At 44.1% G+C, this 25,397-nt stretch carries 22 protein-coding genes, 1 tRNA gene and 1 other RNA gene; 12 read left to right on the top strand and 12 right to left on the bottom strand.

What is annotated here, in order from left to right; all coding sequences use genetic code 11:
- Positions 1 to 29 precede the first annotated feature (29 nt).
- The gene (locus AC4HAF_RS00120; protein ID WP_491096178.1) at positions 30 to 1,022 is read right to left on the bottom strand and encodes a LacI family DNA-binding transcriptional regulator; all 993 of its coding nucleotides are present in this window, start codon (positions 1,020 to 1,022) and stop codon (positions 30 to 32) included.
- 243 nt (positions 1,023 to 1,265) lie between these two features.
- Between AC4HAF_RS00120 and AC4HAF_RS00115 the strand changes: the two genes are divergently transcribed.
- From AC4HAF_RS00115 to AC4HAF_RS00090, 6 genes are all read left to right on the top strand, one after another.
- A complete protein-coding gene (locus AC4HAF_RS00115; protein ID WP_491096177.1) occupies positions 1,266 to 2,237 on the top strand; it encodes a dihydrodipicolinate synthase family protein in 972 nt (323 codons plus the stop codon).
- A 27-nt stretch (positions 2,238 to 2,264) separates the two neighbouring features.
- The gene (locus AC4HAF_RS00110; RefSeq protein ID WP_491096176.1) at positions 2,265 to 3,545 is read left to right on the top strand and encodes an Nramp family divalent metal transporter; all 1,281 of its coding nucleotides are present in this window, start codon (positions 2,265 to 2,267) and stop codon (positions 3,543 to 3,545) included.
- 143 nt (positions 3,546 to 3,688) lie between these two features.
- Positions 3,689 to 5,083, top strand: coding sequence for an oxaloacetate decarboxylase subunit alpha (locus AC4HAF_RS00105; protein ID WP_491096175.1), 1,395 nt, complete (start codon positions 3,689 to 3,691; stop codon positions 5,081 to 5,083).
- 14 nt (positions 5,084 to 5,097) lie between these two features.
- Entirely contained in the window at positions 5,098 to 5,394 is a 297-nt protein-coding gene (locus AC4HAF_RS00100; protein WP_491091826.1) for an OadG family protein, read from the top strand.
- A complete protein-coding gene (locus tag AC4HAF_RS00095) occupies positions 5,391 to 5,735 on the top strand; it encodes a biotin/lipoyl-containing protein (RefSeq protein WP_491091827.1) in 345 nt (114 codons plus the stop codon). Before AC4HAF_RS00100 ends, AC4HAF_RS00095 begins: the two co-directional genes overlap by 4 nt.
- Before the next feature lie 14 nt (positions 5,736 to 5,749).
- Positions 5,750 to 6,877: a sodium ion-translocating decarboxylase subunit beta gene (locus tag AC4HAF_RS00090; protein ID WP_491091828.1), complete on the top strand. Its 1,128-nt coding sequence runs from the start codon at positions 5,750 to 5,752 to the stop codon at positions 6,875 to 6,877.
- Positions 6,878 to 6,980: 103 nt separating this feature from the next.
- Here the strand turns inward: AC4HAF_RS00090 and treC are convergent, their stop codons facing one another.
- On the bottom strand, positions 6,981 to 8,612 hold the full coding sequence (treC, locus tag AC4HAF_RS00085; RefSeq protein ID WP_491091829.1) for an alpha,alpha-phosphotrehalase: 1,632 nt from the start codon (positions 8,610 to 8,612) through the stop codon (positions 6,981 to 6,983).
- A 91-nt stretch (positions 8,613 to 8,703) separates the two neighbouring features.
- On the bottom strand, positions 8,704 to 10,671 hold the full coding sequence (gene treP / locus AC4HAF_RS00080; RefSeq protein WP_491091830.1) for a PTS system trehalose-specific EIIBC component: 1,968 nt from the start codon (positions 10,669 to 10,671) through the stop codon (positions 8,704 to 8,706).
- Positions 10,672 to 10,850: 179 nt separating this feature from the next.
- Between treP and treR the strand changes: the two genes are divergently transcribed.
- A complete protein-coding gene (gene treR, locus AC4HAF_RS00075) occupies positions 10,851 to 11,606 on the top strand; it encodes a trehalose operon repressor (RefSeq protein ID WP_491091831.1) in 756 nt (251 codons plus the stop codon).
- Positions 11,607 to 11,804: 198 nt separating this feature from the next.
- Here treR and dtd read toward each other — a convergent pair whose 3' ends face one another.
- From dtd to AC4HAF_RS00035, 8 genes are all read right to left on the bottom strand, one after another.
- Positions 11,805 to 12,254 carry a D-aminoacyl-tRNA deacylase gene (gene dtd / locus AC4HAF_RS00070; RefSeq protein ID WP_491096174.1) on the bottom strand — a complete coding sequence of 150 codons (450 nt, stop codon included), beginning with the start codon at positions 12,252 to 12,254 and terminating at the stop codon, positions 11,805 to 11,807.
- Positions 12,255 to 12,377: 123 nt separating this feature from the next.
- Positions 12,378 to 14,600: a RelA/SpoT family protein gene (locus AC4HAF_RS00065; protein ID WP_491096173.1), complete on the bottom strand. Its 2,223-nt coding sequence runs from the start codon at positions 14,598 to 14,600 to the stop codon at positions 12,378 to 12,380.
- A 164-nt stretch (positions 14,601 to 14,764) separates the two neighbouring features.
- On the bottom strand, positions 14,765 to 15,562 hold the full coding sequence (locus AC4HAF_RS00060) for an endonuclease/exonuclease/phosphatase family protein (RefSeq protein ID WP_491096394.1): 798 nt from the start codon (positions 15,560 to 15,562) through the stop codon (positions 14,765 to 14,767).
- Between the two features lie 175 nt (positions 15,563 to 15,737).
- Positions 15,738 to 17,921 carry a PTS transporter subunit IIBC gene (locus tag AC4HAF_RS00055; protein WP_491096172.1) on the bottom strand — a complete coding sequence of 728 codons (2,184 nt, stop codon included), beginning with the start codon at positions 17,919 to 17,921 and terminating at the stop codon, positions 15,738 to 15,740.
- 195 nt (positions 17,922 to 18,116) lie between these two features.
- Positions 18,117 to 19,130: a LacI family DNA-binding transcriptional regulator gene (locus AC4HAF_RS00050; RefSeq protein ID WP_491096171.1), complete on the bottom strand. Its 1,014-nt coding sequence runs from the start codon at positions 19,128 to 19,130 to the stop codon at positions 18,117 to 18,119.
- Between the two features lie 21 nt (positions 19,131 to 19,151).
- Entirely contained in the window at positions 19,152 to 19,895 is a 744-nt protein-coding gene (locus AC4HAF_RS00045) for a 16S rRNA (uracil(1498)-N(3))-methyltransferase (RefSeq protein ID WP_491096170.1), read from the bottom strand.
- Positions 19,896 to 20,849: a 50S ribosomal protein L11 methyltransferase gene (gene prmA, locus AC4HAF_RS00040; protein ID WP_491096169.1), complete on the bottom strand. Its 954-nt coding sequence runs from the start codon at positions 20,847 to 20,849 to the stop codon at positions 19,896 to 19,898.
- Positions 20,850 to 21,000: 151 nt separating this feature from the next.
- Complete coding sequence (locus tag AC4HAF_RS00035; protein ID WP_491096168.1) at positions 21,001 to 21,471, bottom strand: DUF3013 family protein; 471 nt, start codon at positions 21,469 to 21,471, stop codon at positions 21,001 to 21,003.
- Positions 21,472 to 21,694: 223 nt separating this feature from the next.
- On the opposite strand from AC4HAF_RS00035, the gene AC4HAF_RS00030 reads away from it, so the two are divergent.
- From AC4HAF_RS00030 to AC4HAF_RS00015, 4 genes are all read left to right on the top strand, one after another.
- Positions 21,695 to 22,186, top strand: coding sequence for a GNAT family N-acetyltransferase (locus AC4HAF_RS00030; protein ID WP_491091839.1), 492 nt, complete (start codon positions 21,695 to 21,697; stop codon positions 22,184 to 22,186).
- Positions 22,187 to 22,218: 32 nt separating this feature from the next.
- Positions 22,219 to 23,487, top strand: coding sequence for a replication-associated recombination protein A (locus AC4HAF_RS00025; RefSeq protein ID WP_491096167.1), 1,269 nt, complete (start codon positions 22,219 to 22,221; stop codon positions 23,485 to 23,487).
- A gap of 66 nt (positions 23,488 to 23,553) precedes the next feature.
- A non-coding RNA gene (gene ssrS, locus AC4HAF_RS00020) (6S RNA) lies at positions 23,554 to 23,747 on the top strand.
- A tRNA-Lys gene (locus tag AC4HAF_RS00015) sits at positions 23,746 to 23,818 on the top strand. The genes ssrS and AC4HAF_RS00015 overlap by 2 nt, the downstream gene beginning before the upstream one ends.
- A gap of 335 nt (positions 23,819 to 24,153) precedes the next feature.
- Here the strand turns inward: AC4HAF_RS00015 and AC4HAF_RS00010 are convergent.
- Positions 24,154 to 24,252, bottom strand: a complete 99-nt coding sequence (locus tag AC4HAF_RS00010; protein ID WP_491091948.1) for a type I toxin-antitoxin system Fst family toxin — start codon at positions 24,250 to 24,252, stop codon at positions 24,154 to 24,156.
- A gap of 869 nt (positions 24,253 to 25,121) precedes the next feature.
- On the opposite strand from AC4HAF_RS00010, the gene AC4HAF_RS00005 reads away from it, so the two are divergent.
- The coding region (locus tag AC4HAF_RS00005; protein WP_491096166.1) for a transposase at positions 25,122 to 25,397 on the top strand (276 nt) is incomplete at its 3' end.

Raw genomic sequence — 25,397 nt, 5'->3', positions numbered from 1 at the left:
AGCCTTTATACCGCTTGATTTTTCACTATTCAGCTGCTTTCTCTTTCTACTAAGACTGAGCTGTAAACCAGGTGCCTGGCGCTTGGTCTTTTTGTTTTTGAACGAATATCCTCAAGATTCATCACTGCAGCTTTTTCGCCCAGCTCTTTAGCCGGAATTTCCATGGCTGTCATTGAGGTTTCAAGCATGGCTCCGATTGCCTGACCGGTCAAACTGATAAGCCTGACTTGTTCCGGGACTTTGACGCCCTTTTCTTTCAAGGCCCGCAAAGCTCCGATTCCCTGCGTATCAACCGCTGCCACAATAGCATCTAACTGGGGGTTGCGCCGCAGCAATTCCATGGTGCAGTCATAGCCGTAAGCCATGGTATTAACAGGATTATCAAACTCAGCAGTCGTCTCAGTCAGCCCCAGTTCTTTTAGCGCCTTTTGATAACCCTGATAACGTTCCTTATAGGGAGCTAATTTCATCGTTCCGTTAATCAGGCCAATCTGCTTGCAGCCCTTGTCAGCAAAATATTTGGTTGCCTCATAGGCACTTGTTTTGTAGCCCACAGTAACGCTGCTGATTTCAGGATCCTGCTTTCGCATAATCTGTGTCACGGCAAGGCCGCTGACCTGAATATCTCTCAGCAGTTTTTTATTGCTCCCGGTACCCGCAATAATAATCCCATCAACAAAACCGTTTCTCAAACGGTTGAGATAGGCTTTTTCAATAGCAGGGTCATCTCCGGTATTGCAAATGAGGGTAGCATAGCCCGCCTTAGTCGCCTCTTCTTCTATGCCCTGTGTAATCTCAGCAAAAGTTGTCATATGCAGATGCGGAATCACAACACCGATGGTATGACGTTTTCCTTCTCTGAGACCCTTGGCCAGCACATTGGGCTGATAGCTGAGCTCTTTTACCGCTTCCATGATGCGGGCCTTTGTTTCAGGGTGAACATAAGCTGAATTGTTCAGAGCTCTGGAAACTGTGCTGACATCAACACAGGCTAATTTTGCAACATCTTTTAAAGTTACCATCTGCTGTCTCCTTCTGCAAACGATTGTATATTTACTCTTATTATAAGCCTGAAAGGCAAAAAACGCAAGCTGCTTTCTCCTTTTTACTTTTTTATATTTTTTCAATAATGATTATAAAAAAGCCTATTTTATACAATTTTTTGCAGAAACAGCGGATACTGTTGACAGCGTTTTCAGTCAATAATATAATGTGTTTTGTAAACAAACGTTTGTACAAAAATCATTTTTAAAGGAGTCTTTCTCATGGCTAAAGTTAAAAACTTCAAAACAATCTTCCCTGCTGTTTCTGTTCCGCTCAACGACGATTATTCCATTAACGAACCAGAATTCCGCGCTTACCTTCGCTGGATTAAAACATTTTACGGCAAAGGGATGGATGGTTTAGTCTGTAACGGCCACACAGGCGAAGTTACCGGCTTGACGCGTGAAGAACGCAAACGTGTCGTTGAAATCTGTGCGGAAGAGTGCGGCGATGTTATGACCGTCGTTTCCGGTGTTAACTGCGAAAACACAGCTGAAAGTATTGAAATGGCCCGCGAAGCTAAAGAAGCCGGCGCTGATGCTATCCTTTTGATGCCGCCGCACATGTGGCTGCGCTTTGGTATGCACCCTGATGCACCATTTGAATATGTTAAAGATGTTGCTGAAGGTGCTGACATTGATATTGTCATTCACCTCTACCCAGCTACCAGCAAAGCATTCTATCCTGTCGAAACTCTGATTAAGATGTGCAATGAAATCGATCACGTCAAATGTATCAAGATGGGCACGCGCGTAACGTCAATCTATGAACACGATGTTCGTTTGCTGCGTCAAAAATGCCCTGATATTTCCTTGATTACCTGCCACGATGAAACGCTCTGTGTCAGCTGGTTCCCAGGCATGGACGGTGCTTTGATTGGATTTGCCGGCTGTGTTCCGGAAATCATCTGTCCTGCACGTGAAGTCTTCGCCGACCCTGATAAACATACCTTGAAAGAAGCTCAAGATTGGTCAGACCGGATTTTCCATATTTCACAAGCTATTTACGGCGGCGGACAGCCTTCCGGCGAAGCTCATGCCCGCTTGAAAGAAGCATTAGTACAGCGCGGTATTTTCAGCTCAGGATTAATGAGAAAACCTGTACTGCCGCTCAATCAAGAAGAAAAAGACTGGATCGCTCTGGGCCTTGAACGCAGCGACCTGCCTGAAGTTGATATGACTCCATTCAAATAATGTGTATCTGCAGAAATGGAGTAGATTATGACTGATAAAGATAATCAAACTGCTGACTTGCCATCTGTCAAAAAACTTGGTTTTCGGGAAATTTTAAAACGAATCGGACCCGGTTTGATTTTAACAGGTGTTGTTATCGGTCCTGGAAATATCACAGCGTCTGCCATGATGGGAGCAAATTACGGTTATCAGCTAATCTGGCTGGTAATCCCCATCATTTTCATGGGGGTTACCTTCATGCTGACGTCTTACCGTATTTCTATGCTAACAGGCATGCCTATTTTACATGCTATTAGGCACTATTACGGCGGAATTGCTTCCGGCTTTGTCGGCTGTGCTCTCTTTTTATCCTGCCTCTTCTTTACTTTAGGAAATATCAGCGGTACCGGAGCCGGAATGAATCTGATTTTTGGCATCGACTGGAAATTAGGGGCTCTCATTATGCTGGCTGTACTGATGTACTGTTATTTCTCCAAAGGCGTTTACTCAAAGGTTGAAAAAGGTATTTTAATCTGTATCATTGGCATGATTCTTGCTTTTTATGCAACCCTAGTCGCTTCCGGCGGACCGGATTGGGCTGCTTTCGGCAAAGGTTTGGTGCTGTGGAAAGTTCCCAAAGGGAGCCTGAGCACCGCACTCGCTTATATCAGTACCAATGCTGCTGTTACTGCCGGTATCTATGGCACTTATCTGGGAGTTGAGAAAAAATGGAAAAAAGAAGATCTCTTCAATGGGGCCATGTTTTGGGATGCCATAGCGCATGTTGTTACCGTTGTACTGATTTCAGGAGCTATTATTCTTGTGGGGGCTATCGTTTTGCACCCGCAGCATATTGCCATCCAAAATCCGTCACAATTAGCTGATTTACTCGTTCCGTTTTTAGGAAAAGCTGCTAGATTTGTCATGGGAATTGCCCTGCTGGGGGCAGGATTCTCATCGCTTCTTGGCAATACGCAGCGCGGTATGGTTCTTTTGGGAGCAGGATTTGACAAAGATGTGGCCCTCGAATCAAAATTTATCCGCTGGGGCTGTCTAATCTGCCTTGTATTTGCCTGCATTGTCTGCTTTTCTTACAATGGTTCTCCTACCCAACTGATTTTTATTGCAAATGTAGCAACTGCTATTGCAACCCCTGTTGCTGGGCTCTTTGTTATGCTGATTCTGTGGAAGCCGGAAATTCACAAGGGCTACAAAATCCCCAGAATTTTACAAATCTCCATGACCGTCAGCTATATTTTCGTTCTGGCAATGACTGTTTCTGCTCTGGGCGTTTATATCCCACAGCTGATTGAGTCTTTAGGAGGCTAAAACCGTAAAAAAGCCACTTGCGCTTTTAAGCATCTTAGAGCTGTATGCTCTTTATGCTTATCAGCCGGTGGCTTTTTCCTTTTTCGAAGAATGTAGTATAATAGAAGTAACTATTTCCTAAAGCACTAGATAAGGAGTATATTATGGACAATGTCAGAAAAATCGGCATTACCGATACCGTCCTGCGGGATGCCCATCAGTCCTTGATGGCCACCAGAATGCCTCTGGCTGATATGGAGCCCGTCATCCCTTTGCTGGACAAAATCGGCTATGCCTCTTTGGAATGCTGGGGAGGAGCAACTTTTGATGCCTGCATCCGCTTTTTAAATGAAGACCCTTGGGAACGCCTGCGCACCATCAAAAGACTGGCTCCCAACACCCCTTTGCAGATGCTGCTGCGCGGGCAAAACTTATTAGGCTACCGGCATTATGCCGATGATGTCGTTGAAAAATTCATCAGTCGGTCTGCTGAAAACGGGATTGATATTTTTCGGATTTTTGATGCTTTAAATGATGTCAGAAATTTAAAGACTGCCCTCAAAGCTGTTAAAAAGACGGGAAAAGAAGCTCAGCTGACTATCTGCTATACCATCAGCGATGTTCACACCGTTCCTTATTATGTCTCGCTGGCTCAGGAAATGCAGGAAATGGGAGCAGATTCCCTGTGTATCAAAGACATGGCCGGTATTTTGACACCGGCTAAAGGAAAAGAATTGGTAAGTGCTCTGGCTGAAGTCATCCGCATTCCTATTGTCGTGCATACCCACTGTACCAGCGGCATTGCACCTTTGACTTATCAAGCGGTCTTAGAGGCTGGGGCTCAGCGCATTGACACAGCTATTTCACCCTTTAGTGAAGGAACCAGCCAGCCGGCTACTGAGTCCATGGCTATTGTGCTGAAAGAGCTGGGATATGAGCATGGACTGAATATGGATTTGCTTAAAGAAGCTGCCGATTATTTCAGGCCTTTAAAGGACCGCTATCTCAAGGAAGGCCTGCTCGATCCGAAAATGCTGACGCCGGATCCGCGCTCGCTTATTTATCAGGTGCCGGGCGGTATGCTGTCAAACATGTACTCACAGTTAAAACAGGCCAATGCTGTTGACAAATACGAAGAAGTCCTGAAAGAAATTCCACGGGTCCGCAAGAATCTGGGCTACCCGCCGCTTGTAACCCCGCTCAGTCAGATGGTGGGAACACAGGCAACCATGAATGTTGTATCCGGAAGTGCCTACAAAATGGTACCCAGCGAAATCAAAGCTTATCTGATGGGTCAATACGGACGTTCTCCCGTTCCTATCGATGATGATTTCCGCAGGCAGCTGATTGAGGATGAAGAGGTCATCACAGACCGGCCGGCCGACCATCTGGATCCTGAATTTGACAGCTTAGCTGAACAGGTTTCAGGTCTTGCACAGTCCGATGAAGATATTCTCATTTACGCCCTCTTTCCAAAGGTTGGAAAAGAATTTTTGAAAACAAAATACACTCCGGCAGACACTAAAGAAGACCTTATCAGAGTGTCCGGCAGGTTCTAAAAGAAGGGGGAATCATGGAATTAACCGATATGTTTATTATAACCTTGGCATCCATGGGCTTGGTCTTTCTCATTTTGACCGGCTTAATGTATGTCATTCAGCTGACGGCTGCTCTTGCCAATGCTTCTGACAAAAAGAGCGAACCTGCGCCTTTATCAGCGCAGGCGCCAAAAATTTTGACAGGCCAGAACTTAGTTGACAAAGACAAGCACGCCAAAATAGCCGTCATCACAGCGCTGGCCATTGCCAGTAAAGAAGAAGATAAACAATTTAAAATCGAAAAAGTTGAAAAAGTAGGGAGTCAAAAATGAAAACATATGAAGTGAACGTTAATGGAGATATCTATATTGTCAGCCTGAGAGAGCTCGATGCAGCAGAGGAGACTGCTCCGCCTAAGCAAGCTAAGCAAGCACCTGCGCCTGCAGCAGCTGATCCTTCAGATGGCTATGATATTCAGGCACCGATGGCAGGAAAAATTCTGCAAATTCATAAGACTGTCGGAGATGCGGTCAAAGCAGGCGATACACTATTTACCTTGGAAGCTATGAAAATGGAAACTCCTATTCAGGCACCAAAAGACGGGACTGTTGCTGCTGTTGCTGTTTCAGTCAATCAAACTGTCAATGCCGATGATCTGTTGATGACCATCTGACAAGGAGGATTGCTATGCAAATCATTCATCAATTAATAGAAACATCCGGTTTTTATAATTTAACCTATCAAAATATCATCATGATTGTGATAGCCTGCATCTTCCTCTACCTGGGCATTAAAAAGGGATATGAACCCTACCTTATGATTCCGATTTCTTTCGGGATGCTTTTAGTCAACCTTCCTCTGGCCAATCTGATGGCTGAACCGACAAAGGCTGAAGCTGGCGGGCTCCTCTATTATCTCTACCAAGGAACTCATTTAGGCATTTACCCGCCCTTGATTTTCCTTTGTCTGGGAGCATCAACAGACTTTGAACCGTTGCTGGCCAATCCCAAAACAATTTTACTGGGAGGAGCTGCCCAATTCGGTATCTTTGCAGCCTTCTTTCTGGCTGCCAGCTGGGGGATGTCTCCTCAGGAAGCCGCTTCTGTGGGGATTATCGGTGGTGCTGATGGTCCGACAGCCCTCTTTTTAACATCGAAACTGGCTCCCCATCTGCTCTCTGCCATTGCCCTGGCAGCCTACTCTTATATGGCGCTTATCCCCATTATCCAGCCGCCTATCATAAAACTGCTGACCACTCAAAAAGAGCGTCGCATTGTTATGACAGTCGGCAGAAAAGTCAGCCAGCGCGAAAAAATCATTTTCCCTATTGTTGTTACTATTTTTGTAAGTCTCTTGGTTCCTAGTGCCACAACCCTCATCAGCTGCTTGATGCTGGGCAATTTGGTCAAGGAATCCGGTGTTGTTCCAAACATCACGACTGTCCTGCAAAATGCTTTAATGTACGGTATAACAATCATTTTAGGCTTGACTGTAGGAGCCAAGGCTGACGGAGCTTTATTCTTGTCTGTCACAACCTTAAAGATTACGCTTCTTGGCCTTATTGCCTTTGCAGTGGGTACTGCTTCAGGCGTGCTAATGGGCAAGCTCATGTGTTACCTGTCCAAAGGAAAGATCAATCCAATGATTGGTGCGGCGGGTGTATCAGCAGTGCCAATGGCTGCGCGTGTGGTCCATAAAGAAGGGCAAAAAGAAGATCCTGAGAACTTCTTACTGATGCATGCCATGGGGCCAAATGTTGCCGGCGTTATCGGCTCTGCTATCGCTGCCGGAATTTTGCTGGCCTTCTTCTCATAAAACCAACTTTACTATTAATAAAACAGAGCGAGACCAAAATCAGAATCCTTGAGGAATTGATTTTGGTCTCGCTCTTTAAATGTTAACTTAAAAAATTGACTGTTTAATCGTCCTGCTGTAAAATCGCCAGCGTTTGATAGGGTTTTAAAGTAATTTTAGCAGCAAGCTCGGCATGATCATAATTGCTGATTAAAACCTGCCCTGTCTGATAATTGTCTGCCAAATCAAGCTCTGCTTCAGCTGCTGAAAAATTATTGAGAACCAACAGTTTTTGGCCTTTATAGTTTCGCTCAAAAGCGTAGACTTGAGAACTGTCTTTGTAGGCCGCTTTATAATCCCCTTCTGCTATAATCGGCAGGGTCTTACGCAGGCGGATGAGTTCTTGATAAAATGGAAAAATTTTTCCGCTTTTTTCTTTAGCAACATTAATCTGTTCATAAGTCCGGCCAACTTTCAGCCAGGGCTCAGCCGATGAAAAACCTGCATTGGGGCTTGCATCCCACTGCATGGGCGTGCGCGAATTATCCCGCGATTTAGCCTTAATAATATGAAAAGCTTCTTCAGGAGATTTTCCCTGATCTAACATTTCTTGATAAGCATTAAGACACTCAACGTCCACATAATCATCCATGCTGTCATAATCCGGATCAAGCATACCGATTTCTTCCCCCATATAGATATAGGGCGTTCCGCGTGACAGATGAATGCTGGATGCAAGCATGGTCGCTCCTTCATTGCGGAAATGCTCAACATCAATAAAACGATTGAGTGCGCGCGGCTGATCGTGATTATTCCAAAAAAGAGCGCTCCAGCCGTTTCCGTCACTCATGCCTTCTCCCCAAGTATGAAACAGCGTTTTTAATTCTTCAAAATCAAAGGGCTTGCGTGTCCATTTTTGACCGTTTTCATAGTCAACCTTCAGATGATGAAAATTAAAGACCATAGACAATTCATGGCTGTCTGGATTGCTGTACTGAACACAGTTAGGAATGTCTGTAAAACTCATTTCACCGACTGTCATACCGTCACTGTCATTGCCAAAAGTAGCTTTGTTCAAGAGCTTCAGATAGTCATGATTAATGGGGCGGTCAGTGTATTCCGGCTTGCCGTCAAAGTCAGGATTGTCCTTTAATTCCTCATCTTTGCCAATCAGATTGATGACATCAAAGCGAAAACCTTTGACGCCTTTATTGCGCCAAAAATTAACAACCTTAAACAGTTCATCGCGTACGTGAGGATTGCGCCAATTAAGGTCAGCCTGTGTCTTATCAAAAAGGTGGAGGTAGTATTTACCGCTATCGCCAAAAGGAGCCCAGGCACTGCCGCCGAATTTGGAAACCCAGTCTGTCGGCTGATCTCGTAAAATAAAGAAATCTTGATAATAACGATCACCGGCCAGAGCCTTTTGAAACCACTCATGATCGGTCGAGCAGTGATTGAGCACCATATCCAGCATAATCTCAATGCCGTGCTCCTTAGCTTTGCGGGATAATTCTTCAAAATCTTCCATCGTGCCAAACAAGGGGTTTACAGCTGTATAATCAGAAACATCATAGCCATTGTCCCGCTGCGGACTCGGATAGAAAGGATTGAGCCAGATGACTCCCACGCCTAATTCTTCCAGATAAGGAAGCTTTTCAATAATCCCTTTTAAATCGCCAATCCCATTGCCGGTTGTATCCTTATAAGACTTTGGATAAATTTGATAGACAACCTTTCTCTTGTCTAATGTCATACTATGCTCCTCACTAATAATAAGAGAGCAGGATAAAGACCTCCTTTTCACGTCTGATATCCTACTCTGTTATCTACTATATCAAATTTTTCTAAATTTTACTTGCTGTCAGCAGTTCATCTCCCTGATGAACATCATGCGGCAGTGCTCCGACAGCATCCGGCTGATAGTCGTTTTGGTTTGTTACAATAACCGGTGTTTCAGTGACATAACCTGCTTTTTGAATGGCATCCATATCAAAACCAATCAGTTTATCACCTGTTTTAACGCGGTCTCCCTGCTCAACAAAGGTTTCAAAACCTTTGCCTTCAAGGTTAACGGTATCCATACCAATATGCATGAGCAGCTCAAGCCCTTGGTCAGTAACCAGACCGACAGCGTGGTGGGTCGGGAAAAGTACAGAGACCACACCGTCAACAGGTGCCGCAAGCAGACCTTCGCTTGGTTCAATCAAGACGCCTTGTCCCATCACTCCCTGAGCAAAGACAGGATCTGTCGCTTCAGACAAAGGTTTCACCAAACCGGTTAATGGGCTTTTAATATCAATTTTTGTTCCGACAGCTATTTCTGAGCTTTGTTTAGCCTTCGCCACGGCTTCAGCCTGCGGTGCCGGACTTTCTTCTTCGGTCTTGTTCAAAATACCGGTTTTATTGAAGAAAACAGTCAAGGCAAATGGTACTGCAATGGCAACTGCCATACAGATAAAGAAAGGGACCATATATTTGGCATTGATGGACATGAAACCTGGCAGTCCTCCAACACCGATAGCATTGGCTTGAACGTTGAAGGTTGTTGACAGCAGACCAGCTATACCTGAACCAATCATTCCTGCTACAAATGGGTAAACGTATTTAAGGTTGACCCCAAAGAGGGCCGGTTCTGTTACACCCAGATAAGCCGAAATGGTTGCCGGCAGAGCAATCTGTGCTTCACGCTCATCATGGCGATGCATCCAGTAGTAAGCAAATACGCCGGAACCTTGTGCGATATTAGACAGGGCAATCATGGGCCAAAGGCCTGTTGTCCTGCTGGCAGTATCTGCGATCAGCTGCGTGTCAATAGCATTGGTCATATGGTGCAGACCAGTGATAACCAGCGGTGCATACAGAGCTCCAAAGATTGCGCCAAAGAGCCATTTCACAGGACCTGTCAAACCAGCAAGCACAACAAATGAGATTCCCTTACCAATGGTCCAGCCGATTGGCCCAAGAACGGTGTGTGCCAAAATCAAAGCCGGTATCAAAGACAGGAACGGTACAAAAATCATCGACACAACTTCCGGAATGACCTTGCGCCAGAAGCGTTCAAGATAAGCCAGTGATAATCCTGATAGAAGTGCCGGAATGACTTGAGCCTGATAACCGATGCGGTTAACGGTAAAGAAGCCAAAGTCCCAGACCCAATCTTTAGCGATTTCAGCCTGTGATGTGCTGGCAACATTGTAGGCATTGAGCAGCTGCGGTGATACCAAGCAGATACCGAGTACGATTCCCAAAATTTGACTGGTTCCCATTTTACGAGAGACTGACCAGACAATTCCTACAGGCAGGAAGTGGAAAATGGCTTCACCGGGCAGCCATAAGAATGAGTTGACACCGTTCCAGAACTGAGAAACTTCTACAATTGTCTTGCCTCCCAGATTGGCAAACTCGACACCTTCCAGAATATTGCGGAAACCTAAAATAAGACCCCCAACGATAATGGCCGGAATAATCGGCGTAAAGATTTCAGCCAGCATGGTCATCACGCGCTGAATTGGATTTTGGTTGCCTTTAGCTGCTGATTTTGCTGCTTCTTTAGAAACACCCTCAATACCGGAAACAGCCGTAAAATCATTATAGAAAATCGGTACATCGTTTCCGATAATGACTTGGAACTGCCCTGCATTGGTAAAGGTTCCTTTGACAGCAGGAATTGCTTCGATCGCCTTGACATCTGCTTTCTTGTCGTCATTTAAAACGAAACGCATGCGCGTTGCACAGTGCGTAACAGCAGAAACATTTTCTTTGCCGCCGATAGCATCCAGCAATACCTGGGCATCTTTTTCAAATTTTCCCATAGCTTTTTTCTAGGTCGCCCTAGACCTCCTTATTATTATAAAACAAATATGCTTACGGTTTTATTGTAAACGGTAACAAATTTGTTGGCAAGTTGTTTGTGGAAAAAAGGGGGTATTTTTGCTAAAATAAGAGAAGTTGTATGTCTTTTTTTAGACAAGTGAGGAGAAAAAACAAGTTTATGAAAAAATATGAAGTGATTTTCCGAGAACTGCAAAAAGCCATCGCTGACGGAAAGTACCAGATTGGCGACTTCCTGCCTACGGAAACGCAGCTCTGCCAAAACTATAGCTGCAGCCGCGACACGGTCAGAAAAGCTTTGCAGCAGCTGACAAAAGCAGGCCTTATCAAGACACAGCAAGGACGCGGCTCTCAAGTCATCAAGCATGAGCAGATTGATTTTCCTGTCTCTCAGCTGACTAGCTACCAGGAATTGGTACAGCAGCTCCATATGAATTCTAAAACCAATGTTATTGCTATTGATAAGCTGATCGTTGATGACAAATTGGCCAAGCTGACCGGTTTTGCCCCGCACAGCCTTCTCTGGCGTATCACCAGACAGCGCGTGGTGGATGGTGTGGCTTCTGTCCTTGACACCGATTATCTGGATAAGTCTTTGGTCCCCCATATGACCAGAGAAATTGCCGAATATTCTATTTACAGCTATCTCGAAAACGACTTAAAACTAGATATTGCCTACGCCAAAAAAGAAATCACGATTGACCAGCTGACTGAAAAAGATAAAATTTTACTGGATATTGACTCAGAAAGCCATGTTGTTTCAATCAAATCTAAGGTTTATCTCAGCAACGAGCGGCAGCTGCAGTTTACCGAAAGCCGGCATAAGCTTGAAAAATTCAAGTTTGTGGATTTTGCCAGACGCAAAAAAGTGACAGACAGCTATGTAGCCATCTATCCTGCAGACGTTTTGCCGTAAATGCGAGAGCCTGCTTTATCAGCACTTTCAAGGCTCAGCTCTTGCTTTCATTTTTGCAGACATTAGCATCTCATCATAAACAGGTCAATCATTTTCCCTTCGTCTATAAACAAAAATCCGGCAAAACGATGCATTTGCCGGATTTTTATAGTAATCTGCCTTAATTGGCCTAGTATAAAGACAAGCTGACAGCTCTTCTTATTCCAATTCCTTTTTGGTATCTAAGATAATAGTCACTGGTCCGTCATTTACTAAGGATACCTGCATATCAGCCCCGAATGCCCCCGTTTCTACCGGAACATGCTGAGCCAGCTGCCTGTTAAAACGCTCATAAAAATCATTTGCCATATCCGGCGGAGCGGCTTTGGTAAAAGCAGGCCTGTTACCTTTTTTCGTATCAGCAAAAAGGGTAAACTGCGAAACCGAAAGGATAGAGCCCTTGATATCTTGGACGGATAAATTCATCTTCCCGTCTGCATCGGAAAAAATCCGCATATTAACTATCTTTCGGACAGCATAGTCCAGATCTTTTTGGGTATCAGCAGGGCCAATTCCAACCAGCAGCAGCAAGCCCGGACCAATAGCAGCTTTTGTTTGGCCATTGATGGTTACATCAGCTTTCAAAACACGCTGAAGCACAATTCTCACGGTGAACTCCTTTGTCAATAGTTTTTCATATCAAACAGCCTCCTGCAGATACAGGCTGATTTTTGCTGTATGCCAAGTACACCTGTGACAGGACACCTTGCAGCAGGTGCGCACGCTCTCAAATTATCCATTGGTTCGCTTAACAGAATAGACATCCGGAATAATCTTGATTTTATCCACAACAGCTGTTAAAAGCGCTAAATTAGGAATGCCAAAGGTTACATGAATATTAGCAAACTTCATATCCTTGGTCGGCTGCGCATTGACAGTTGAAATATTTTTGGTCTGATTAGACAGAATCTGCAGGACATCATTGAGCAGACCTGAACGGTTGAGACCGTAAATATCAATCTCAGCCATGTATTCCTTGGTGGAATGCTCATCATCCCATTCGACCTCAATCAAGCGCTCTTCATAGCCTTCCTGACTTTTGATGTTGTGACAGTCCGCACGGTGGATAGCCACCCCGCGTCCTTTAGTGACATAGCCTTCAATCGGATCTCCCGGCACAGGATTGCAGCACTTGGCAATACGCATGAGAAGATCAGACGACCCCTGAATGATAACGCCGCCTTCGCTTTTAACCTTCAGCACTTCTTTTTTGCTGTCGTGCTTGATTTCGCCGCCCTTCATGAGCTCTTCAGCCTCTGCTTTGGCTCTGGCACGCTCTTCTTCGCGGCGTTCTTTTTCGGTTAATTTATTGAAAACATTGGCTGGCGAGATTTCACCAAAACCAACCGCAGCATACAGCGCCTCTTCATTGCGGTAATTGAGGCGGCTCAAAACAGCTTCAAGGTGCTTTTTATCCAGGTATTTATTGGCGACATAGCCGTGTTCCTGGAAATAATCAATCAGCAGGTCGCGTCCCTTGGTAATGGATAGTTCCTTATCCTGATTTTTGAAGAACTGGCGGATTTTATTGCGAGCCTTATTGGTCTTGACAATATTGATCCAATCGCGGCTGGGGCCAAAGGAATTGGAATTGGTGATGATTTCTACCACATCACCTGTTTTGAGCTTAGCAGTCAAAGGAACCATGCGGCCGTTAACCTTAGCGCCGGTCGCTTTTTCTCCGACCTGGGTGTGAATGGCATAGGCAAAATCAATAGGGCCGGAATCCTTAGGCAATTCCTGAACAGCACCGTTGGGTGTAAAGACATAAATGCGCTCAGCAAAGATATCTTCTTTAACAGAATCCACAAAATCAACAGCATTGCCGTTAGAAGCAGCCTGCAGTTCAACCAGTTCTTTGATCCAGTTCATACCGAGAGCCGACTCTTGGCTATTAACTTTACCCTTAATGCCCTTTTTGTAAGCCCAATGAGCTGCAACCCCGTATTCAGCAACTTGGTGCATTTCATATGTGCGAATCTGTACTTCAATCGGCCCTTTGGGGCCATAGACAGTTGTGTGGATAGACTGATAGCCGTTAGCCTTAGGGTTGGCAATATAATCTTTAAAACGGCCGGGCATGGGGCGCCAGAGTTCATGAATGTAGCCCAGCATAGCGTAGACATCGCTTTGTGTGTCTAAAATACAGCGAATAGCAATCAAATCATAGATTTGATCAAAACGCTTTTTCTTATCGCGCATCTTGCGATAGATAGAATAAATATGCTTAGGACGGCCGTAAATTTCCCCGTGCAGCCCCTGCTCTTCCATATATTTTTTGATTTTATCGACAATGTCATTGACCAGGGCTTCACGTTCACGGCGTTTTTCATTCATCAAATGAGAAATCTTGTAAAACTCAACCTCATTCAGATAGCGAAAGGCTAAGTCCTCCAGTTCCCATTTGATGCGGCTGATCCCTAAGCGGTGGGCCAAGGGAGCATAAATTTCCATCGTTTCCCGGGAAATACGCTCCTGCTTGTCTTTGCGCAGATGTCTTAAAGTCCGCATATTATGCAGGCGGTCAGCCAGTTTAACCAGAATAACGCGGATATCTTTGGACATGGCCATGAGCATTTTCCGATGGTTTTCAGCCAGCTGCTCTTCGTGGGATTTGTACTCGACCTTGCCCAGCTTTGTCACACCGTCAACAATATTTTTGACATCGCTGCCAAATTTATTTTCTAAATTCTCTAAGGTAGCTTCGGTATCTTCAATGACATCATGCAAAAAGCCGCAGGAAACCGTAATAGCGTCCAAATGCAAGTCCGCTAGAATCCCTGCAACCTGAATCGGATGGATAATGTAGGGCTCTCCTGACTTACGAAATTGGCCGTTATGGCATTCTACTGCGTAGTCTAAAGCTTTTTGAACAAGAGCAATATCTGCCTCATTCATATAAGCAGAGCATATCTCAATAACTTCTTGACCTGTTAAATTTGCATCTTTTGCCATATTGTTCCTCTCTACAAATATCTTATTCTTATTCTAACACTTTAAGACCAAAAGAAAAAGAAGATTGTCGATTTCAGGCACAGTCTTCCTTTTCTAAGTACAGCAGCTCTTAGGCCTGCTTTTTATCTGTTATTCTTTTTTGCTAAGATGCAAGGAAAAATAGCTTATTCTTCTCGATCCGTCTCGTTCAGATAGGCCTCACAGGCCAGACCGCAGTGGTCACTGATGTAAGGATATTTAGTCCCATCAAAAATGACTTCTGATTTTTGAATGCGCCATTCCTGACTCAAAAAAACATGGTCAACTTTAAGGGCTTCCTGATTGCCCTGCCAGCCGTCAATTTCCTTTTGAATAGTCGCCGAACCATAAACAGCCTCTGCTGTTTTATGGCTGTCTTTAAGGTGCAGCCTGCTGTTTAAAATCAGGCGATAGCCGGCTTGATCCGTCGGATTATTAAAGTCTCCCATCAGCAGCAAAGGGCAGTCTAAGGCTGATAGGGCAGTCTCCAGCTTATTCCATTCCTCTTCAAAACCCTTCTTCCACCAAGACAGATGAACGCTTGCAACAGCAAAGTTGCTGCCGGACTTGGTTCTTGCCAGCAGAACCCGTCTGGTATGATAATCTCTGTCATCATCTGTCTCTGATACTAAAATCGTTTCACTCTGCAGCGGACATTTCGACAAAATGGCAACACCTTCCTGAAAACGCCCGTAACCAATATGGTTATAAGCCCAAGACCAATAGTAGGGCTGCCCGTGTTCTGATAACAGCCTAACCAGCTCAAGAGCATAATTATCTTCATGAATAGCAGGTGTTCCGGGTGCCTGACAATAGTTAAACAAAGCTTGTGAGGGCTTTGAAGTCACCAGCTGATTGACCTCTTGCAGGCAGATAACATCATAGTGCTCTTTAAGAATCGTTTGAGCCAAAATGTTTAATTTTTCTCGCGGATTTTCTTCCATCCAGCTGTGGGTATTGATGGTTAATAATTTCAATGAAATTCTCCTTTGTCACATAAGAAAGGGTGAAAACAGCAGCACTGCTCTCTTTGCTGTTGTTGTATTTTTAGTTAACCATAAAAAATAGAAAGAGGCAAGAGGAGCCTGTAAGCATTAGCCCCTCTTCCTCTTTCAAAACTTAAAGTTCTACCTTGGCAACCACTGTTTTGGCAGCCTGATGTCCTGTTTTGTCAAGACTGATGGCTTTTACTTCTGCTGTGTTGGTAAAGGCAACAATAACGGTTGTTTCCCGGTCAGCAGATTTGATGGCTTCTAAATCAGAAACCAAGAGCAAGTCGCCGGCTTCGACACGCTGACCGTCTTTTACCTTAGCTGAGAATGGCGCGCCGTTTAAGGCAACCGTATCTAAGCCCACGTGGATAAGAACTTCCAGACCTTGATCCGTTAAAAGTCCCAGAGCGTGTTTTGTTGGAAAGACACTGGTAACTAAGCCCGATACAGGAGCATAGATATTGCCGTTTTCCGGTTCAACTGCAAAGCCATCTCCCATCATCTTTTGTGAAAAGACCGGATCATGAACTTCTGTGATCGGCATAACATCCCCGTCAGCAACTGTCGCTACTTCTTCTGTAACACCTTTAAAGGTTACTTCTCTTGATGGTTCTTCTTTCAGGGCTGAAACATCGGTTTTAGGAATTTCTGCACCGGAATCCAGCAAATCTTGAATGTCAGATTTCAAAACATCGGCCTTAGGACCATAGACAGCCTGAACACCATTGCCTTTAACAATCAAGCCCATGGCACCGGCTTTCTTCCAGCTGGCTTCATCACCCACTTTAGCCACGTCTGCTACCGTAATCCGCAGGCGGGTCATGCAGGCATCCACATCAGCAATATTTTCTTTACCGCCTAAAAGGTTAATGATTTTGACAATCTGTGAATTAACATTGGCAGTTCCTGCTGTACTGCTGCTGCTTTCGGCTGCTTCATCACTGTCATCGTAGTTGCCGTTGCGGCCTGACGTGGCAAGATTAAATTTCTTAATCATGAAATTGGCAATAAAGTACATGGCACAGCCAAAGACAACCGATACCCAGACAAAGTTGATTAAATCAATAGCCAGACCTGCTTTGACGGCCATCGGTGTTCTGGTCAAGAGCTCAATATTACCAAATGAATGAACCCGCAAAGGAACCAAGTCAGCCATAGCAAAAGCAAGACCTTGCATCACAGCATAGACAAGGTAAAGAGGCAGTGCTGCAAACATGAACATGTATTCAAGCGGCTCTGTAACCCCGGTTAAGAAGACTGCCACAGCAGCAGAGATGAACATCCCTTTGTATTTTTCTTTTTTATCCGGATCAACATTGCGGTACATAGCAAGCGTCAGACCCATGAGGATACCGCTGGCACCAATCATTTGCCCCACCTTGAAACGAGCCGGCGTCACCGTTGAAAGCAAATGACGGTATTGTTCCATATGACCGGCACCCTTAAGGTTAATCAGGTCAGTCACCCAAGCCAGCCAGAGCGGATCCTGACCAAATACCTGAGCTCCCTTGCTGGCACCTGTCAAAATAACATAAGTGCCTCCAAGTGATGTATAGTTCATTGGGATGGTCAGCATGTGGTGCAAACCAAACGGCAAAAGGAGACGCTCCAAGGTACCGTAAAGGAAAGGAGCCAAAAATGGTGCTGAATCTTGCGAAGATGCAATCCACATACCAAAGCCGTTAATTCCGGACTGGATAACCGGCCAAACAACAGATAAGATAAGTGCTACAATTGTTGAGCGAACAATGACAACGAAAGGTACAAAGCGTTTGCCGTTGAAGAAGGATAAAACATCAGGCAATTTGCGGAAATTGTAGTATTTATTATAGGCCGTCGCACCGACAAAACCGGAAATAATACCGACAAAAACACCCATGTTCAGGGCAGGCTGACCGAGAACATTGATAAAGTAGTCGGACACATGCATTTTCCCGCCGAAGATATTGTGAACATAGCTGGATTTATCAGCGATCATATCTAAGGAAACACCGTAAAAGTTCCCTGTGATAAGATTGATCAGGATAAAGGCGATCGCTGCAGCAAATGCACCGCCGGCACGTTCTTTAGCCCAGCTGCCTCCGATAGCCAGCGCAAACAAGATATGAAGGTTATTGATAACACCCCAGCCGATTTGGGCAATGATATTGGCAACTGTCACCAGAACAGTTGATTTCGGATCAATCAAAGCCAATGAATTGCCAATTGAAACCATTAAACCTGCAGCAGGCATAACGGCAATAACAACCATTAAACATTTTCCGAACTTTTGCCAAAATTCAAAAGTGAAAAGCTGTTTATAATTTTTCATTTTTACCTCCTGTGCAAACGTTTTACGCAAACGTTTGCAATTTCTACTATTATTATAACATGAAATCTTTTTTTGTAAAGACCTTTTTCAAAAATTAACAAAAAGAAGGTCTGCTTAGCTTCCCTCACGATTTTCCCAGGGCTAAACAGACGTCTTAGTTCAATGATTTATCAACTGAAAAATTACTTGGACTGTTTATTGTTTGCGATTTGGCCAGGTCGAATCCCGTTCAATAATCTGATGGGGAATGGTCAAAGAATTTTCACCTGCTGCCTTACCCAAAATCAGTTCAGCCGCCTTACTTCCCAGCTCATAAGGGAAGATATCGACAGATGTCAGGGCAGGTGTCGCCAGTTCACTGACGATGGAGTTGTTAAAGCTGATCATGGCAAAGTTATCACTGGGAAGATCCAGCTTTTTAAAAAGCCGCTGCAGACGGATCGCCATGATGTCATCACAGGCCACAAAAGCTTCCAGACGGGGATTCTTTTTAAAAAAAGCCTTTAAGACAGTAAGATTGGCGCTGTCGTCAATTCTTGACAGCTGCAGCCGCTTAGTTTTGTATCCCTCTTCCTTCATAACATTGGTATAGCCTATGTAGCGGCTGGCCTGCACCAGTTCATCCATGTCCGTATAGGCATAAGCGATTTCATGCCAGCCTTTGTCAACAAGAAACCGAGCAGCATCTCGGCCTGCCAAAGTATTGTCATTATCCACAAATTGGATGCCTTTTTGAGCAGCATTGTAAGATTCCCCCACAACCACACAGGATACTTCCGCCTGTTGGACAAACTGAAAAACTTTGTCATTGGCTTTTGAATACAAAAAGATAAACTTGTCAATATTACCGCTGCGAATCAAGGTCTCAATATTGGCAATTAATTCCTCTTCTGTTCGTCCTGTTGCTAGGCTGACCATGTAGTGGTTATCTGTGCAGACTCCTGATATGCCTTGAATAATCTGCATGAAAAATGGATTGTTGCCCAGCGATTCCTGGCTTTCACGAACAGGCAAGACAACCCCGATAGTATTGGAGCGCCTTTTAACCAAATTTTGGGCTGAATAATTAGGAGAATAATTCAGCTCTTTCATGGCCTTGCGCACACGCTCTTTCGTCGCCTGACTGATCATGGAACTGTCATGCATAGCTCTGGACGCTGTCGACGTTGATACCCCAGCCAGCTTTGCTACATCTTTTATTGTTGCCATAGGTTTTCCTTCTCGTTTTTGTTAGTTCATCAATTCCAAAGCATAGCTCACAGCACTCAGTGCGTAAAGCGGAGCCGTTTCTGTTCGCATGATGCGAGGACCGAGTCCGACTTTGACAGCACCGCTCTTTTCAAAAACTTCGATTTCATCCGGTGAAATACCGCCTTCAGGGCCAAAGATAAAAAGAACGTTTTGCCCTGCACTCAAGTCTGCCAATTCACGCGCTAAGACCGATTGCTCGCCTTCTTTAGCCGATTCTTCATAGGCAATAAAAATGTTATCAAAATCAGACAGCCGGACTAAAAAGTCAGCCTTTTTATCAAACAATCTGATTTCCGGCACACGGTTGCGCTTGCTTTGTTCGGCCGCACCGCGAGCAATTTTCGCTAATTTTTCTTCTTTTTTAGCTAATTTCTTCTTATCCCATTTGACTACTGACCAGTCTGCCGGAAAGCTCCAGATAGCACCAGCACCAAGCTCTGTCGCTTTTTGCGTGACCAGGTCCAGCTTGTCTGCCTTAGGAAAGCCGGAAGCGATGGTCACTTGCACAGGCATTTCGGCATTGTCGGTCAGTTCTTCAATAAGTTCAAACTGATGGGCTGCGCTGTCTGTGACCACAGCTAAGCGCTTGATGCCATCATCAAAAACCAAAACCACCTCATCGCCTGCTGCCAAACGCATAACCTGAAACATGTGCTTGACTGTCTCTTTATCTGTAATAGTAACAGGATTTATTGCTTGTCCTTTTACAAAATACTGTTGCATCTAGCCTCCCGTTATCCCTGCAATATCATCTGTTTTCTTCAGCACCAAGGCATTCCATTCTCCTTGAGTCATGTGGGTTTCAAGGAAAAAGCCTGCGCTGTAAGCCGCTTCCAACACCAGGTCCAATTTCTCGCTGATGATACCGGACATGATCAGATAGCCGTCATCCTTCAGCAAACGATAAGCATCATCGGTCAGATTGACTAAGATGTCCGCCAGAATATTAGCCACGATGACCTCTGCCCGAGTCCTGACACCCCGCAGTAGATCGCCTGCTGCCACATGGATATTGTCTGTGCCTTGGTTGAGATCAATATTTTCCTGTGCTACGCGCACAGCAACATCATCCAAATCATAGGCAAAAATTTCCTTGGCCCCAAGAAGAGAGCTGGCAATGGAAAGTACGCCTGAGCCTGTTCCCACATCAAGCACTGTCTCACCGCCGCGCAAGACCTGCTCCAGTGCAAAGAGGCTCATCTTGGTTGTTGGGTGTGTTCCCGTACCAAAAGCCATACCGGGATCCAAGCGGATAATTTTTTCGCCGCTTGCCGCCTCATAGTCGGTCCAGCTGGGAACAATGGTCAAGTCATGAGTGATACGGGCCGGCTCATAATATTTCTTCCAGTTTTCCGCCCAGTCTTCTTCAGCTAATTCTTGGGTCTCAAGCTCTATTTGACCTGTCGTTAAGCCAAAATCCGCAAGCTCTGCCAAACGCTCTTGAACTTCTTTTTGGATGGCTTCCATATCAAGCGTTTCAGGATAATAGGCGGTAATTGTCACAGTTTCAACCTGCTCAACTTCCGGGAAAAGCTCGCCGTACTTACCGACCCCACCAAGATAATCCGCGCTGTCATCAATCGCAACGCCTTGGCTGCCGGACTCTATCAAAATATTAGACGCCGCTTCTTCTGCTTCACGATTCACTGTGATCGTTAATTCTTGCCAGTTGTTCATGTTTCAGATACTAAGAGCGATTAGAAAAGCGTATGAAAATAGGGACGAGACAGAAAATCCTGATTTTCTAGTCGCGGCATCTTTTTCACTAGCTTTTCCGCTCGTGTTCAATGACGAGCACTCTCTTTTCCTTTCTTTTATTTTCCCTTGTCTAGTACCTCGGATAAGGGTAAAACGCTGTCTCTTCCAACTCTGCTCTGCCATTTTCAAAAGCCTCGGCATCCCACGAAACAGCAAACTCTTCTGCCGTTTCATCTGTCAGAAAATCCATCAAATCACTCAGACCTTCTGTGGCAGCAGCATTTAAAAACTGAGCAAAGTAGGCTAAAAATTCACGCGACAAGCCTTTTTTAGGCTCATAGGGAATCGCCGCTAAGTAGTCTTCAGCATCAAACTGTGATTTTTCAGGGTTGTAAAAGAGGACATAGTCCTCAAAGAAAATATCCTCATCTGAAGTCTCTCCACGATCATCAACCGTCTCAACGCCCGTTTGATTCTGCGCCTCCAAAATAAAAGTGACTTCTACCGCATGGTTTTTCTTTTGCCAATCCATAGCAAAGTCAAAATCAAAATGCTTTTCTAATTCTTCTTCCAGTACTGACAAAAAGCCGTATGTCGCCATCAGATTCTCCATTTAATATCGTTTTCTTCCATTATAACATTTTCATGAGTGCTCTAGGAAGAAACTTTTCAGCCAGTCAAATACTTAAAACGCCGTTTACCAGTCATTGCCGAAAAACTGTTTGCAAGCTGGGCATCCCAGGCCTGCTTACACTGTCAGAAAGCAGCCTCATCATTTTTTAGTAAAATGTGTTACAATAGTGCTAAAAAGCTGAGGAATTCTGATGATAATTAAACCCATGGAATTAACGGAACTTGATCAGGTCATTGCACTGGAAAATGCGGTTTGGTCAAGCCACAATACCCCTTTTCCTTTGCCTCTTGCCAGCAAAGACAAGATTGTCAACAGTTTTGAAAACGGCAGGCATTTTTTGGTCGCTAAAGAAAAAGACCGCATTCTGGCGGTCCTTGATTACGGTCCGCTTTATCCTTTTCCCAGTGGCAGCCATGTGGTGACCTTTGGTATTGCTGTTGCCGATAAAGAGCGCGGCAAGGGAATTGGTAAAAAATTAGTCCGGCAATTTTTAGAGGACGTCAAAAATGATTACCGAAAAGTCCTTATCCATGTGCTCTCCACTAATCTAAAAGCTATTGCTTTTTATGAAAATCTGGGGTTTTGCTTAGAAGCCCGTTTAAAACAGCAGTTCTTTCTCAATGGTCAGTATGTTGATGATCTGATCTTTAGCTTTGATCTAAAGAAATACCTCAGTGCTTAACTGCTAAAGAAAAAATCCAAGAAAGGAAACGTATGATTAATAATCTCGCTTTGCGCATGCGCCCGCGTGATATTTCAGAAGTCATCGGCCAGCAGCATCTGGTCGGTGAGGGGAAAATTATTGCACGCATGGTCGCTGCCAATCGCCTGTCATCAATGATTCTCTACGGACCGCCCGGAATCGGCAAGACATCAATCGCTGCTGCCATTGCCGGAACCACAAAATACGCTTTTCGCACTTTTAATGCGACAACAGATACTAAAAAACGCCTGCAGGAAATTGCCGAAGAGGCTAAATTTTCAGGCGGTTTGGTGCTGCTTTTAGATGAAATCCACCGCTTAGACAAAACTAAACAGGATTTCTTGCTGCCGCTGCTGGAAAACGGCCAAATTATCATGATTGGCGCAACAACAGAAAATCCTTTTTTCTCTGTCACTCCTGCCATTCGCTCCCGGGTACAGATTTTCGAGCTCGAACCTCTCTCCAATGAGGACATCAAGCAGGCTATCCAGCTTGCAATCACTGACAAGGAAAGAGGATTTGATTTTGACATCGAACTCAATGACGATGCGTTAGACTTTATCGCAACAGCTACTAATGGCGATTTGCGGTCGGCTTATAATTCACTCGATTTAGCCGTCATGTCTACTCAGCCAGATGACAAGGGTGTGCGCCGCATCACTTTAGATATTGTCGAAAATAGCCTGCAGCGCAGCTACATTACCATGGATAAAGACGGAGACGGGCATTATGACATCCTGTCCGCCCTGCAAAAATCCATTCGCGGATCCGATGTTAACGCCAGTCTCCATTATGCTGCCAGACTGATTGAAGCAGGAGACCTGCCCAGTTTGGCCAGACGGCTGACGGTTATCGCTTACGAAGACATCGGCCTTGCCAATCCTGATGCTCAGATACATACCGTAACAGCCCTTGAAGCTGCCAAGCAGATCGGTTTTCCCGAGGCACGGATTTTAATCGCCAATGCTGTTATTGACCTGGCTTTGTCTCCCAAATCCAATTCCGCCTATGAGGCTATTGATGCCGCCATAGCTGACCTGCACCAAAACGGAAATCTCCCCATTCCGCGCCACCTGCGGGACGGGCATTACGCCGGCAGCAAGGAACTGGGCAATGCCCAGCATTATAAATACCCGCATGCCTATCCTGAAAAGTGGGTTAAACAGCAATATTTGCCGGATAAAATCAAAAAAGCTAATTATTTTATGGCCAACCAAACCGGAAAATATGAACGGGCTCTTGGAGCCAATAAGGACAAAATTGATGAGCTGCTAAAGTAAAGCAGACGTAAAAAAAGTAAATTTTTAACTTGAAATTTTTTAACATTATGGTATCATAAATAAAGAAGATTGCTGTGGCATACGAATTCACATCCAAGTGTTGACCGACTATTTTTTTGTATTATCGGGAAACAGAAGTCATTCTCCAGTATGCAGGCCGTTTCACGCGGAAGCAACTAAAGGAGAAGCGAGTTGCCCACCTGCTTAAGTGTGCGGGTTCAATACAAAACGTGAATCATCGGTGCCAATACAGCATTTGCCTCCTTAGCTCAGTTGGTAGAGCAGTGGACTCTTAATCCATGGGTCACAGGTTCGAGCCCTGTAGGGGGCATAACTTACCTACCCTAAACCTCAGTATTGAGGCTTTTTTTATTTGGTTTGGTCAACTTTTGGTCAACTTTCATGTTTTTAGTTTAAATGCTGTAAAAGACTTCTCACTTTATTATTTTCTTTTAATAAATGGATATAAGTTTCTCATAAGGAGTCGTATCCTTAAAAAGTTCTACCAAAAAATAAACAAAAATTGACAAAACCAAAATAAAAAGATACAATAACAGTGCGAATAAAGAAATCGTGCCTTAACATTTGGCAACGGAAAAGCCCTAGCTTGGCAGAGCTAAGGCTTTTTTTACACAGTTGCGAATACTGTGTCCGGGCTAGCGGCACTTAATCGTCATCTTTCCTATCCAGCCATTCAGAAAATAGTGCATGCACTACCCCGACCGTAATCGGTGCGACGATATATATAAAGAAATCATGCCACATATGGCAACTCACCCCCTCTCTAAGGCGGTGTAATTTGTGCCGCTAGTATTATATCATATTCTTCATATACAATAAAACAGCTATATACACTTTCTAGTCGTTTTCAAATTCCTTATCTATCTCCTGAGAAACAAAATCTTCATGCTTCATTTTTTTAGCTTTTTTAAACTTTTCAGCTGATTTTTTCACATAAATAGAATCACCAAATCTTAATACATTATTCTTAAATGTGTATGAATACTCATAACCATCATCTTTAGTAATAGTTTTATTTTCAGTATCTACCTTATAACAATACCATCCGAATCATTAATTTTATCCAAGTTCCTATATAATGCTGTTTTTTCTCCAGTAATTTTCAAAAGATCACTATCTGTAATCACAATATTATCAGAATCTTCATATTTATAATACGTACCATTTAAACTATTACCTAAGCCAGATACCCCCCATTAACATTAATAACAACCAAATAAATTACCAAACCAATCACTGCAGTAATACCTAAAAGTATATAGATAAACTTTCTATTAAATATCTACTCCCCTCTTATCCTTTCTTATTATTCAATGCCACTGTTGCAAAAAGCAGCTATAACTGCTAATTAGGAACTTTTAGTATTATTTTTTTTGCTAGCTGTTTCCAGTAACTGGAAATGTTCTCTATAAGCCAGAAATCAAATTTACTATTATAAAATCACTATTAAAATTTTAACTATTTTTGACTGTAAGAGGCATAGATATATATGATGAAAAAGCCTGTCATAGCAGGCTTTCAGACTGAAGACAAAGCTCTTAGAATTGAATTTCTAAGAGCTTTTTGCTCTGTTTAGGAGTATACTAAAAGAAAACGGTTTGTGAGGTAAGGCCATGTTTCACAAAGAAAAACCAGATTATAACCGTCATCAGTACGGGTTCTATACGCTTGATCAGCTTGTTCCTGAGGATCACTTTCTGCGTAAAATCGAGGCCGTGATTGATTTTGACTTCATCTATGACTTAGTTGAAGAAACTTATAGCAGTGATAATGGGCGTCCGAGTTTAGACCCTGTGATGCTCATCAAAATCCCTCTCATTCAATGTTTCTATGGCATTCGCTCCATGCGTCAGACCATCAAGGAAATTGAAGTCAATACTGCTTACCGT

Source organism: Streptococcus sp. ELY_90 (assembly GCF_058314475.1).
This window is presented reverse-complemented; position numbering and strand designations above follow the sequence as displayed.